Origin of the sequence: Phocaeicola coprophilus DSM 18228 = JCM 13818 (assembly GCF_000157915.1) — a bacterium.
Lineage (GTDB): Bacteria > Bacteroidota > Bacteroidia > Bacteroidales > Bacteroidaceae > Phocaeicola > Phocaeicola coprophilus.
On record NZ_EQ973643.1, the window covers coordinates 406083 to 420164 of the forward strand.

Sequence of the window (14082 nt, forward strand, 5' to 3'; positions counted from 1 at the left end):
TTGTTACAAGCCACCCGGGTGTTAACAGATCCGGCAAATGGCAGGCACAAAAATAGAAAAAATATATGAACCCTTAAAAGCAAAAAAAATAAATATAAAAAGATGGACAGGAGACATCAGTCTGAATGTCTCTCTATCCATCCCAGAAAAAAAATCTACATTGAAAAACGTTATTCAATCCCTAAATATGGAATATCCATCAGACAATCCATATGCTCATTTCTTCTCCAGATAAATCAGCCAGCCCTTTCTAGGCTCTATACGGATCTGTTCATCTGCTTCCCATTCACAGGACGGCTGAAAATCCGGAATTGCAGGTGCAACGATCCGTACAGATTTGGGAGATAATCCCAGCTTCTTCCAGTCTATATCCAGATGAACAGACTGAGAGTCATCTGAATAATTGCCCAGTGACAGCAAAACCTTATCAGCCTTCTGATAAACGGTTACTTTTACCTCATCCCTGTCTGCTTTAACAGGAACTTCCGGCTCCCAAAAGCCGGTCATCCGGGCATCGGCTATTCCAAATTCATCCCAAAGTTTCCACACCGGACGCGGATCGCACACCACTCCTTCTGTCATCCAGGGATGGCGCACCGTCATACCATACTGCATACCCAGCCATTTGTTTCCACCCCGGTAAAGCATATCCCCCATCAGTCCAAAAGGAATACCGGAAGATTCTATCAGCCAGTTGGCCGGTGTCATCTGATCATACAGGAAGCTCTCGCCAAACCAGACCTTATTGATATATGGAAAGAACTCAGCATACTGGTTGGCCGGTCCCCGGGAAAAGCCTGTATTCGAATGCAGATCTATAATACATCCCGGTTTGACACTGTCCATGGCACGCCGCATCCGCTTTAAGATATCCCGTCCGAAAGAAACATCGTCCAGATACAGACCGTCAATGTCCAGATTCTTCACCATCCAGCGCAATCCTTCAATATAATAATTATACCATCGGGAATCCGTTTCCGAGGTCAGCAAAGCCGCATCTGCCCCCGTGTTCACCTCACCGTTGTCAAAATGATGGTACCATTGCGGAGTATAATCCGTTACCAGATGTTCCCTGCACCATGGATAACCTCCTCCATCTCCACCACGCAGAATTTCATGACCTAAACTGCGGATAGCCCACAATTCGGTCACCATATTGGTCAGCTCACGCAAAGTATAATACAACTTCACCTTACACCCTTTTCCATGCCATTCCTTCACCATGGCCTTCAACTTTTCATTCGTCAGGAACGGATAATTGATATAAGGATTAAATTCATTGGCATGATGTACATTAATGATCTTTACTCCAGCCTGTACGTCTTCCTCCGCAGGAATCGGATATTGTCCATTGTGATAATAGCGGTCTGTAAACTGACTTCTGATATCCAATTCTTTCACCGGTGTAACAAGCAAGGCAAAATCAAAGTCCAGTGCCTCTCCTGCCTGCAGTTTCCGTTCTCCGCTATATACCGTCACCAATGTTTCCTTTTTCGATTTCCGGATTCGGAATCCCCCTTTTCCATCATTGCTCCAGCTTTGAGGATAAGCCGGATGATAAGCATTCAACAGGGGACCAGAGTAAGACGATCCTCGCAACTCACAATGTATACCGGCCTTAGCCGAACCTATCCAGAAGCTGTCGAAAGGCCATAACCAGTCCGTTTTCTCGCTGACCGGAATCGATACACCTGAATGATTGATGGCCTTTACAGGTGTATCCCATTTCCCATCATACCATTCCGGAGTTTCCTGACCGGGAAGACCGGCTCCCAGAAATCCTGTTCCGACACTGCTGTTCACCGGTATCTCAAGCCGTACATCTTTTATGTGTAAATTGCGCTTGGGTGTCAGTGTATACACATAATTCATCCACCCATCAAACTCCATCCGTCCCTTGAAAGAAACACACAACTCAGCATCTTCTGCTTTCCAATATCCTTTTACCTGAGCCGGAGTCTGTTCCTCCAGCTGCGGAAGTGCCTGATATACCTTGCTTCCTTCTTCCGTTTCTACGACAAAACGTATCGGCTTTTCCAGAATATCGGTTCCCCAGGAAGTAATCTGCCGGGGAAGTCCGCTCTTCTTGTCCAGCACAACCTGCCGGCCCAGACAAGACAGGCGAAAACCATCTACCTGCATCTCCGTATATGGTTTCACCGGCACATCTTCTTCGCCTAAAGTTGAATTCAGCCATCTCAAACGACTATGTCTCCAGGGCTCCCCATCCCCCCGGTCAGTCAGAATCTGTCCTTCTACCTGCAGGGAAACAGGAATTTTCTTTTCTCCGTGAAGACTGTCTGTCAAGGTTATGAATCCTGAATAGACTCCCTCTGCCAGCGATGCATCCACGTCAACCCCAAACCATAAAGGCTGTACCATTCCTTTCTTGATTCCCAGATCTCTCGTAAACGACTCTCCCTTCGGATCAACCCCTTCCAGATTAAAGCAGGTTATCGCAGAAGCAGGAATGCGTTGCTTTCCGCATGTCAGATCAGTGGCCTGATAATCCACGATATTCAACGGCATCTCCGGACTCCATACTCCAATCTGAAACGCATAATACTCATTGGGAGCAGCTTTTCCTCTGAAACTCATTCCCTGACGGACATCCATCCATTTGGCCGGCAGATATTCCCGCATACGGATGGGATTCTCTCTATCCTCCGGGAAGACATACCAGTCTGAGGAATTTTGTTTTCTATAATCTGCGATCTCCTGCCTGGTTGCAATCACCTCCATCGGATAAAAGCTGTCAAACCGGGTTCTCGACTCCAGACGTTCCACTTCTGCTTCCACGCAGTTCTTTTCCTGACAAGCCTGTTCTTTCCAGAACTTATCCAGGGTCACCGTATCAGGCAAATACCCTTTCCAATAAGCACCGCTGCCAGTCTGCACCTGATAAGGCAAATAATAAAAATAGTAAGTCCCCGGTTGACTCACCGGTCCAAACTGAATCTGACAAGACTCATTGTCAACCTTTATCTTCCTGACATTAGAGACTGTATCTCCCGTAACAGAATTAACAATCAGAAAACGTTTGTCTCCCGGATTCCGGTCCGGACGCCTCCATTCCATCTTCAAGGTTACAACTTCTGCTGCCTGATTGATCTTCAGTACAGCCCGGTGATTTCCCAGACCTTCCTCCCAGACATTCGGGGCTACAGCATAAGAATGATTCAAGCGGTTATGAGCAGTAATATTTACTGCCCATAAGCAACTGACGATGCCTAACAAAAAAACGTATTTTTTCATGGTTCAATAAAAAAACAAATATTTCCAATATCAGCCATCACATAGGAAAACGATACTCCTGACGGATTTCAACACCCGTCAAAGACGGATTGACGCAATCAGCCGGATGAATATCTTTTTCAAAGTAAATCGGTTCATCGGCAGATTTCAATCCCTGAATGCGTACTATCAACGGATTGACTGCAGCAGATTCCTTCCAGCGGCTCGGACTAAGAATCCAGTCTGTTCCATCATAATAAGAATCACCTATCAACGCACCGTTCAGATAAGCATTAGCCACATCTCCTTTATAGGAAAGATAAGCCCGGGTTTCTTCGTCTCCCTGAAGCGCATCCGGAACATTGACTGCATAAAGAGCCAGATGCTCCTGTTCTGCAAATATAGAAGGTTTATCCAAATTACAGTCCGTAACAACCGACTGTTTATCAGAAGAAGTCCAGGTCGCATCTGTATTCCAAACCACCCGCTGGCCGTTAGACAGCAGAATTTCCAGTTCAGCCATCACTCCATCCGGAGCAGAGAAAGCCCATTCGTTTCCACCGGCCTTCACTAAATCTGTCACATCAGCACGCCAATATCCACCCATCTCTTCAGCCTGCACCTTCTGATTATTCAGCATCGAATAAGACTGCTTATCCGCTACATACCGAAGCCAGGCCTTTTCCACTTCTGCTATCGTATTCAGATAAAATCCCCGGCAAACAAGATCACCTGCCACCGGACGAATAGTCTTGGCACCATCCATTGGCGCAAGCTGGCGGAAAGTTGCTTTCAAGCTTCTGGGCTCTCCCTGAAAAGTCCGTTTCTTAAACTGCCCTTTTCCGTATATCCACGCCTCAGCAGAAGACTGTTCGTCAATCAAAGTAATCTTTTCACCGTCAGATATCAAAGAAGAAGTTGTCAGTATCACATAGTCTTCTCCGTTGTTCGTTCCTTTCCAGAGCTGATCGGATTCTTCTTCCGTAAGTGTCACCAGACGAACAATACTTCCATCCGTGCAATTCAATGTTACCACACAATCCTTTCCTGGCCGGAGAGCATTGATAAACCATCCGTTCTTTTCTTTCTTGCAGGCTGCATGCACTGTCTCCACCTTATCTATACCTTCGGCTGACAAGAAATATTCACCGGCTATGCCATCATCCTCAAAAAAGAAATAAGTGGTTTCATTTCCTTCTTTCATCGAACATACAGGCTGAACGGTTGCATATTTCAACAATGTCTTTCCTAAAGACTGATTGAACGGCCAAAGGAAATAAGCCTTGTCTGAAACTGTTATCCGTTGCCGTGGAATGCGCAGTGTCTCATCCTTCAGTTTCACCGTGAAACGTACATTCTTGAAATCCTGACGATGGCGGCGATACAAAATATTTGAACAGAACAGATATCCACTCTTTCCATCCGTGCGTACCGCCCACTGCAGATTTTCTCTCTTCTGATTGCTTGTCGGCAAATAAGCAACAGCCGGAGCCAGTGAAGGTCCAAAATCATTCATAAAATAATTATACTTCTTGGTCTCCTGCATAACTGTTCCCAATGTTCCGAATTCCCGAACAGGAGCCTGATAATCGTAACTGATACGAGGGCCGGAAGACTGATATGTACGTTTCTGTCCGACAGGGTTCGATCCTCCGACATACATATAGTATCCCATCAGATTGGCACCACACCCCAGGCGAAGGTTAATGTTCTCACCGGCCAATTCTTCGGGAACAACTGCCCGACGCGGATAGAAAGTAGTACTTCCTACACCGACCTCACAAGTAAAGAAAGGAGATTCGTTGTTTTCCCCACTCAACGATTCCACATCGCCCTCAATTTTAATAATATCTGTCCCGATATTGTCCGACAAGCGATTGTATGTGAAAAATTCAAAGTTAGAAACAGGGACCTCATTTTTCCCGGAAGTTGTCCAGGGAGCTTCTATATAGAAACCAGCATAAGGGATAATTTCTCCTTTAGGATATTCACTATCCAGCCAATGAGTCATTGTATACATAGGAACATCATATCCTATCTCAACCGCCATCCTCTTTAATGCAGTCAGATGAGGAATAATCTGTCCGGGAACAACATATTCATTCTCCAGCTGTACAGCTATAACCGGTCCTCCGTCCTTATACATCATGCCTTTTACCTGACTGTAAACAGCTTCATACCAGCGACGCACATATTCCAGATACAGAGGATCATTGGAACGTGCCCGGAAATTATGATTTCCGACAATCCAGTCGGGCAATCCTCCATTCCGGATTTCGGCATTACAATAGGGCCCGATGCGAAGGTGTACTTTTAATCCCACTTCTTTACACAGTTCTACAAAACGATGCAGGTTCAGATGATCTTTCCAGGATAATTCCCCTTCAAACTCTTCATGAAGTGACCACAAACAATAAGTTGCAACAATATTCACTCCTGACGATTTCATCTTCAGCAGGGCATCACGCCAATAACGAGGATCCATCCGGCTATAATGAAACTCTCCCATTACCGGCACCTGTGGAACTCCTCCTTCTGTCAAATAAAGATTATTCACCTTTATCTCCTGACCGGCCGGTCCCGGATTCCCCATTTTTATATATTCCACCTTCGGATAACTGATATTCTTCAAGTCTATCTGATATTGGGCAGACAGAGTTCCTGCTGCGAACAGACATGCAGATAATATAATTTGCTTTTTCATACTCATTCTTTATGCCTAATATGTTTAATCTAAAAGTCTTATTGCTTTCGTCTATGAATCAGCAATAATTCATACAATCATCAATACTTCAAATTACATAAACTATAATCCCCTGCTTATCAATATTGAATAGATAAGAACCTACAAATATAGCGAAAAAATCAAAGTCAGTCTTTTTTACGAATAAAATGAGAGAATAACTTAAATATTGATGAGACTCTTTTATTTTTATAAAAAATTCACTTCTTTTGTAAGTCTATTAGCCTATGGAAAAAACAGAGACACATATTCTAACAGAAATAGCAGCAGGCAATAAACTGGCTTTCGAACAGTTATTCTTTCAATATCAGCCTCAACTGGTTGCCTTCCTGACCGGACTGACACATGACCCGGAGCTCAGCAGGGACATGGCTCAAGAAATATTTTTATCCATTTGGAATGAACGCAAAAAACTGGAACAGATAAAGTCAATTTCTGCTTATCTCTATCAAATGGCCCGTTATAAAGTATATGATTATTTTGATCATCTAAGCGTAACAGAACAATATACCCAAGAATACCTAAAAAATGGCTCAGGAGCAGAATCCATGGAAGAATGGCTATTCACTCGTGAGCTACAGGCTTTAATTCAGGAAACAGTGAACAGAATGTCTCCCCAACGTCAATTAGTATACCGGATGAGTCGGGAAAAAGGGCTCTCCAATGAAGAAATAGCACTACGTTTAAATATCAGTAAACGAACCGTAGAAAACCATCTGACAGCAGCCTTAGGTATTTTACGTAAGGTTATCTATGTATGGATACTTCTCACCATATCCTGACTTATCTCCCCACTCTTTAATTCTAAATATACTGTTTTAACCGATATGTATTCTTGAACGATCTACTTATAGAAATACTAACACATTAATAAATCCATTCATGAAAACACTTATTTATACCCTCATTGCAATTTATCTGGTATTGCCCCGGGAATTTATTCAGGCACAAATAATTGACCAGATTCCATTTGAATTAGCCTCCGACAACAGAGTCTATCTCAAATGCAAAGTCAATAACAATGATACATTAAGATTCCTGTTTGATACTGGAGCAACCGATATGATTATGAATCCGAATTCTCCACGATCAACCTATTCCATTCAATTTGACTCACAAGTGACAAACAATGGTGCAACAGGAACAAACTTAATTCAGGTAAGTTCAGACAATGAACTTCAATTAGGGAATATGCAGATCAAAGGACTGCGCTTCCTTTCTATTCCCTATCCTCCCAACTTCTGGGATGGAGTAATCGGCCTTAGTTTCATCAGTCAATATCCTCTAAAACTGGATTATGATACAAAAACCTTATATGTTTATGAAAGATCTTCCTTCATACCTCCGAAAAATGCCATAGCCCTAAAAATTAAGTATGCTCTCGGCGTACCACTGGTTCCTATACAAGTCAAAGTAAACAACAGAATATTCAATATGAAAGTAGAAATCGATACTGGATCAGACCGGGTATTGGATATGAATACACCATTTGTACGTCAGAATGATCTACTCGGCACTCAAAGCCCTTTTGCCATTTCCCGCATAACCAGTTCCGATTCCAATGCCGGAGAGCTTCAAAACGTTTTCTTCGATGAAGTCCGGTTAGGTAACATGAATTTCTATAAAATACCGGGAGCTTTCTCAACAGTAACGGAAGGAGTACAAGCCAGTCAGGAAATGGAAGGAGTACTGGGAAATAATTTTCTTCAGAGATTTAACATCACTCTGGACTTGCAGAACGGATATATCTATTTAGAGCCTAACAATCTAATATACAAACCTTTTTATCATTTTCTCATTGAATGAAGAATCACGTTAAAACAATATTTTTCCGATTTTATAAAAAAATTGATGATTTCGTTGTGTGTAAACACGATTTAAACCTACCTATATATAAAAGCTCAAAACAATGAAAGAACACGAATCCATCAAAAAACTATTCCAACTATATATTAGTGGAAAACATTTCTCTCAAACAGGACGAGCACTGTTTGGGAAATGGCTACGTGCTCCACAAGATCAAGAAACAAAAGAAGATCAATTACATCAGTATTGGGAAACGGTAGAAAATAAAATATCCGATAACACATGGCATGACTGGAACCGCTTACAAGCCCAATTAACTACACCAACTCTCCAGAAGAAAACCTTCCATATCCAATGGATGAGGTATGCGGCAGCAATAGCCCTGTTGATCATTTCAATAAGCGGAACCTACTGGGCAACAACCCGGCATATTTTACAGCAACCTGTTGAAATGGTTGAATTATTCGTTCAACATGGAGATACCCGTGAAATACTGTTGCCAGACAGTTCACGTATCTGGGTTAATGCAGGCTCTACAGTTCTTTATCCTGCCAATTTTGAGAAAATGGATTCCCGCACAGTCTATTTGACAGGAGAAGCTTCTTTCAATGTACACAAAGATCCGGAAAAACCTTTTATCGTAAAAACATCAGCTCTCAATGTACAAGCCTTAGGTACAGTCTTTACTGTCAAATCGTATACCAGTGAAAATTACACCACTGCAACATTGGAACAAGGAAGCATTCAAGTCAGTCTAAAAGAAAAGCCTGACGAAACATATATTTTAAAGCCAAGTGAGCAACTGATTTATTCACACATAAACCATACTGTTCAACAAAATAAGGTCGACTTATCGCTTTACAAACTAATGCGCAAAGGATATCTGATCTTTGAGAATGTTCCCTTTAAACAATTAGCAAAAGAATTAGAAAAGAAATATGGAGTGACATTCTTATACAATTCAACCCGCTATGAAAATGATTTATATTGCATTAAATTTGCCCCGGATGAAACCATTGAAGATGTTATGGAGATCTTACATCAATTAATGAATATACAATATACCATTAAAGGAAATCATATTATTGTCAAATAATTAAACAAGGAGGATATTATGAAAAAAAGAAAACCGGAAAGGACAGCGGCCAACTACTCTTTCCGGTATTTGAAACCCAGCTATTTTTAATTCATTCAAGATTCAGAAACCTATTAAATTTCTAATGCTAAAATTTCAAACATACAAATTTATGAATTTATCAAATCTAATGCTAAGAGATAGTAGAAAAAAATTATCTCGGCTGCTGTGTATTACAGCATTATCCGCATGTAGTGTATTTGCATATGCTCAGCAACAACCGGTTCACCTCACAGGAAATAACCTTCCATTAAAGAGTGTATTCAAACAGCTTGAAAAACAAACAGAGCTTTCCATCGATTATAAATCGCAAGACATTGATGATTCCCGGATCATCAAACAAATGCCGAAAGCTTCAACAATACAACAAGCAATGGAACAGTTGCTTAACGGCACTGATTGCATTGCAATCTTCAGTAACGGGCACATCATTATCAAGAAGAAAGACACACAAGAAAAGAATAAGCCTACCAAGAAGGTAAAAGGAACCATTCTGGATGCTGCCGGCATACCGGTAATCGGAGCCAATATTATGGTCAAAGGAACAGCTCAAGGAACAATAACGGATCTAAACGGTCAGTTCTCATTGGATGTTCCCGCAGGTACTACATTACAGATCTCTTACATCGGTATGGCCAATCAGGAAGTCAAAGTTGGTAATCAAACTAATCTTTCTATCACTATGAAAGAAGATTCCGAAATGCTTGATGAGCTGGTTGTAGTAGGATTCGGAACGCAGAAAAAAGTAAACTTGACGGGAGCTGTAACAGCTGTAGCTGGAGACGATTTAACGAAACGTCCTGTCCTCAATGCCGAAAATATGCTACAAGGTCAAGTCCCCGGGTTAAGCGTCATTCAGAAATCAGGTCAGCCAGGGAGTGACAATACTTCATTTAGAATTCGTGGTCAAGGAACATATTCTGATGCTGGCTCTGATCCGTTAGTCTTAGTCAATGGTGTACCAGGTTCACTATCATCATTGGATCCATCTATCATTGAAAGTGTATCCGTTCTAAAAGATGCCTCTTCTGCTTCCATTTATGGATCACGTGCTGCTAATGGGGTTATTTTAGTAACGACCAAAAAAGGAGCAGACGGCAAAAAGTTTTCAGCAACCTATTCCGGTAATTTTTCAGTCTACAGTCCAACTAAAATGTTGGATATGGTAACAAATTCAGCAGAATACATGGAACTATACAATATTGCTAAAACAAATTCCCAGCTAGGAGGCTTATATGATGAAACAGAAATAGGGAAATACAGAAACAGCAATGGTTCTCTTGAGTTTCCTAGTTTTGACTGGGTGGATTATATGTTCAATCCGGCCTTTGTTCAAAACCATAACTTGTCTTTATGTGGAAGTTCTGAAAAAACAGATTATAATATAACCTTAAATTTAGCAGATCAGCCAGGTACCATGCGTGGCTTTAATTATAATAAATATAATTTCTCATTAAATCTGAATTCCCAATTAACAAAATGGTTACAAGTCGGAACATATATAAGCGCAAATTATAGCGAAAGGGAAGAACCTAGAAATGGCATAGTTGATGCTTTTTTATGTACTTTAGCTCAAGCCCCAACCGCAATGCCTTGGCTACCAGATGATGGGTCGGGTATTAAAAAATACACATTGGCAGCTTATCCAGAAATTGAATCTGGAAATAAAAATATGCTGGCTATGATTGATTATGATATTATGGCCCGCCATAAAACATATGATATGAATGGACAGATATTTTTTAATTTAACACCATTCAAGGGCTTTACCTGGCATACAAAAATGGCAGGAAGGCTATCTGATGATAAGTTGCACGATTGGTCTGGTGAAAAAGTTCCTCTTTACAATTATCACTCCAAAGAATTTTCACGTAATATGGATTTAGGAGGAGGCTTTATTCCGGGGCTACAAGTAGAAGATGACCAGAATCTCTATCTGAATTTCTACACATATATGGAATATGTTTTTCAACTGAAAGAAGATCATAATTTCAAACTAATGCTTGGATATAATCAAGAGAAGAATGAGCGGAATGTAATTTGGGCAAAACGTAGAGACTATCAGTTTGTTTTGCCTGAATTGGATGCTGGGTCTAATGAAAATATGGAGAACTCAGGATATAAAGAAGAATGGGCTATTCGTTCTGGATTTTTCCGCTTAAACTACGACTATAAAGGCAAATATATGGTAGAGGTAAATACTCGTTTAGATGGGACTTCCCGTATTGCCAGTGAAAGTCGTTGGGGATGGTTCCCTTCATTTTCTCTAGGTTATAGACTTACTGAAGAAGATTTTATTAAAAATCTGAATTGGAACTGGTTGTCAAATCTAAAGATAAGAGGATCTTGGGGACAATTAGGAAATCAGAATATTGGTTTATATCCTTATCAAGCAATTGTTGATTTAACAGATAGTTATCCATTTGATAATGCAACTTTGACACAAGGAGTTGCTCAGAAAAAATACATTAATAGAGATCTGAAATGGGAGACTACTACAATAACAGATGTAGGACTTGAAATATCTTTGTTTAACAGATTAAACTTGACAGTTGATTGGTATAAGAAACAAACTACTGACATTTTAAGAACAGCTCAATTATCTAATTTTGTCGGTCTGGAAGCTCCATATGTCAATGATGGAGAAATGCAAAATACAGGTATAGAAATAGCTGTGAACTGGAATGACTATGTTAAGAGTGGCGCAATGGAAGGATTACAATATAATTTAGGCTTTTATATTGATCGATATCGGAATGAATTAACTCATTTTGGTGCAGATGAAATAAAAAGTTTTTCTATTTTACGAGAAGGTATACCATATAATTCATACTATATGCTTGAAGCTATAGGTATATTTGCTGATCAAGCAGAGATTGACGCTGCCCCCAAACAATTTAGTGACAATACCCGTCCTGGAGATATTCGTTATCGAGATGTAGATAATAATGGAATTATCGACTATAATGACCGAGTGGTCATGGGAGGAAGATTTCCTAAATTTGAGTATTCATTCAATGCAGGATTAAGCTGGAAAGGATTTGACCTGTCTCTTATGTTCCAAGGTGTAGAAGGCAAATACACATATGTAGGAGCTAGTGCTGGAGTTGTTCCTTTCGCTTCATATTGTGGAATACCCAAAGATTATTTGGATGGAATGTGGACTGAAGACAATCCGGAGAATGCAATAAATCCTCGTTTATATTATGATATGGGTGGAACCCGAAATACAAGAGCTAGTTCATATTATTTGAGAAATGCATCATATCTGAGATTGAAAAACCTGATGTTAGGTTATACATTCCCGTCAGAATGGACAAAAAAATTTGCTGTCAATAGATTAAAGGTATTCTTTAGCGGAGACAATTTACTAACTTTTACTCCATATAAAGGTTTAGATCCGGAAAATGACAGAGATGGTTCTTTTTTAGCTTATCCTCAAAACCGAATATTATCATTAGGTGTGAATGTTGAATTTTAATATAAAAGAACAATGAAGAAAATAAAATTATATACAATAGCGGCTATAGCATCGCTCCTTCCACTTTTTTCATGTGAAGATTTTTTAGATTTAAATCCGACTACGCAACCTTCAGAAACTACTTTCTGGAAAACAGAAAATGATTTTAATATGGCTTTAGCCGGAATTTACGGTCAGATGCGTAGTAACATCTATTTTAACGAGCAGTTTGGACTATTTGATGCCCTTTCTGACAACATGTATGCAGGTCATAATGAAGGAAGTTCAGGTGATATATGCCGTGGAAATATAGATTCTAATATGGGAGGCTATATTTCTGATATTTTTAAGAACGCTTATTCTGCAGTTGCCAGAGTTAATATGTTCTTACAAGAAGTAGAAAAAAATACAACATTACCAGTAGAGGTAAAAAATAGATTGATGGGAGAAGGTCTTTTCTTTAGAGCTTATCATCATTCTTGGGTTTATTTACTGTATGGAGATGTTCCGGTAGTTAATAAAGTATTGACCATGGAAGAACAATACATACTGAAAGAATCAGCAGAAACAGTTTATGAGTTAATTATGCAAGATTATGATAAAGCAATAGAAAATTTGCCTGATATTACATATTCTGAGAGCGCAGGACATATAACAAGAGGAACTGCAAAAGCTTTTAAAGCAAAGTTAATGTTGCAGCATGCTTATAAACAGGGGGTTCCAGACATACAAGAAATGACTGAGATCATATCTATTTTAGAATCTATTGAAGGATACTCATTACAACCAGAATATTCTGATTTATTTGAGGACAGCAAACAAGAAGATAGCCCGGAAATTATGTTTTCCGTCAAAAACTTAGCCCCTAATGCTGCTTCCGGTTATGATATGTATATGACAAACTGGCTCATGTATTGTCCTTTAAGAAACTTGATTGATGAATTTGAGCTGGAAGGAGAAGGAGAATGGAAAGGTTCAGCTGCAGCCCTGTCTATAAATGAAGAAGTTCTAAATGGCACAGATGATGAAGCTGCAGCATTAGAGCGTGCCAAATTATTTGAAGGCAGAGATAAAAGATTAAAGGCTACTATATTTCATTCAATGAGACCATTCCCTGAAATTAGAGCCATTGTAGGAGAAACTGATTTTACAGGTTTTGGCTGCTATAAATATTTACAACGAAATCTTACCTTACAAAAAGGAGATTTACTAGATGGCTCTGTCAGCCCACAAGATATGATTCATATGCGATACGGATATGTATTATTGATGATAGCAGAAGCTGAAAATGAAGTTAACGGTCCTACCCAAAAAGTTTATGATGCTATCAATTCCATCAGACGTCGTGCAGGACAAAATGAATTAAAAGCAGGGTTAACGCAAGACGAAATGCGCCATAAAATCAGACATGAATGGCGGGTTGAAACAGCTTTAGAGGGATTGCGTTATTTCGAAATGAAAAGATGGCACATTTTGGATGAAATAGAAAATATAAAAGATCCTAAGTTTGTTGATTATCAACCTAAATTTGAAGAAAAATTTTATTATTGGCCTTTACCACAAAGCGAAATAGATAAAGCTGGAGGTATATTAATTCAAAACCCCAATTATTGATTATCGGCAAACAGTATCAGAGGTATGCCCAATAAATATTTTATTTGACATACCTCTTTCAATCATAAAAATCACTACTGTCCCGTAAAA

Annotated in this window: 8 protein-coding genes; 6 read left to right on the forward strand and 2 right to left on the reverse strand. The window is 39.9% G+C overall.

Features of this window, described 5'->3' with window-relative positions; translation table 11 throughout:
• The first annotated feature begins 37 nt into the window (after positions 1 to 37).
• Positions 38 to 235 carry a hypothetical protein gene (locus tag BACCOPRO_RS17825; protein ID WP_008143196.1) on the forward strand — a complete coding sequence of 66 codons (198 nt, stop codon included), beginning with the start codon at positions 38 to 40 and terminating at the stop codon, positions 233 to 235.
• On the opposite strand, the gene BACCOPRO_RS09810 is transcribed toward BACCOPRO_RS17825, so the two are convergent.
• Positions 217 to 3255: a glycoside hydrolase domain-containing protein gene (locus tag BACCOPRO_RS09810; RefSeq protein ID WP_008143198.1), complete on the reverse strand. Its 3039-nt coding sequence runs from the start codon at positions 3253 to 3255 to the stop codon at positions 217 to 219. The two genes, BACCOPRO_RS17825 and BACCOPRO_RS09810, sit on opposite strands and share 19 nt — an antisense overlap.
• 37 nt (positions 3256 to 3292) lie before the next feature.
• Positions 3293 to 5938 carry a beta-galactosidase gene (locus tag BACCOPRO_RS09815; RefSeq protein WP_040311410.1) on the reverse strand — a complete coding sequence of 882 codons (2646 nt, stop codon included), beginning with the start codon at positions 5936 to 5938 and terminating at the stop codon, positions 3293 to 3295.
• A gap of 266 nt (positions 5939 to 6204) precedes the next feature.
• On the opposite strand from BACCOPRO_RS09815, the gene BACCOPRO_RS09820 reads away from it, so the two are divergent.
• From BACCOPRO_RS09820 to BACCOPRO_RS09840, 5 genes are all read left to right on the forward strand, one after another.
• On the forward strand, positions 6205 to 6759 hold the full coding sequence (locus BACCOPRO_RS09820) for an RNA polymerase sigma-70 factor (protein WP_008143201.1): 555 nt from the start codon (positions 6205 to 6207) through the stop codon (positions 6757 to 6759).
• A gap of 100 nt (positions 6760 to 6859) precedes the next feature.
• Positions 6860 to 7783, forward strand: coding sequence for a retroviral-like aspartic protease family protein (locus tag BACCOPRO_RS09825; RefSeq protein ID WP_008143204.1), 924 nt, complete (start codon positions 6860 to 6862; stop codon positions 7781 to 7783).
• A 103-nt stretch (positions 7784 to 7886) separates the two neighbouring features.
• The gene (locus BACCOPRO_RS09830) at positions 7887 to 8879 is read left to right on the forward strand and encodes a FecR family protein (RefSeq protein WP_008143205.1); all 993 of its coding nucleotides are present in this window, start codon (positions 7887 to 7889) and stop codon (positions 8877 to 8879) included.
• Between the two features lie 151 nt (positions 8880 to 9030).
• Positions 9031 to 12399, forward strand: coding sequence for a TonB-dependent receptor (locus BACCOPRO_RS09835; RefSeq protein WP_040311411.1), 3369 nt, complete (start codon positions 9031 to 9033; stop codon positions 12397 to 12399).
• Between the two features lie 12 nt (positions 12400 to 12411).
• A complete protein-coding gene (locus BACCOPRO_RS09840; RefSeq protein ID WP_008143209.1) occupies positions 12412 to 13992 on the forward strand; it encodes a RagB/SusD family nutrient uptake outer membrane protein in 1581 nt (526 codons plus the stop codon).
• The last annotated feature ends 90 nt before the right edge of the window (positions 13993 to 14082 follow it).

Bases quoted from the DNA above. Each gene is read 5' to 3' on its own strand.
- BACCOPRO_RS09840 (WP_008143209.1), top strand. From the start codon at position 12,412: ATGAAGAAAATAAAATTATATACAATAGCGGCTATAGCATCGCTCCTT.
- BACCOPRO_RS09825 (WP_008143204.1), top strand. From the start codon at position 6,860: ATGAAAACACTTATTTATACCCTCATTGCAATTTATCTGGTATTGCCC.
- BACCOPRO_RS09830 (WP_008143205.1), top strand. From the start codon at position 7,887: ATGAAAGAACACGAATCCATCAAAAAACTATTCCAACTATATATTAGT.
- BACCOPRO_RS09815 (WP_040311410.1), bottom strand. From the start codon at position 5,938: ATGAAAAAGCAAATTATATTATCTGCATGTCTGTTCGCAGCAGGAACT.
- BACCOPRO_RS09820 (WP_008143201.1), top strand. From the start codon at position 6,205: ATGGAAAAAACAGAGACACATATTCTAACAGAAATAGCAGCAGGCAAT.
- BACCOPRO_RS09810 (WP_008143198.1), bottom strand. From the start codon at position 3,255: ATGAAAAAATACGTTTTTTTGTTAGGCATCGTCAGTTGCTTATGGGCA.
- BACCOPRO_RS09835 (WP_040311411.1), top strand. From the start codon at position 9,031: ATGAATTTATCAAATCTAATGCTAAGAGATAGTAGAAAAAAATTATCT.
- BACCOPRO_RS17825 (WP_008143196.1), top strand. From the start codon at position 38: ATGGCAGGCACAAAAATAGAAAAAATATATGAACCCTTAAAAGCAAAA.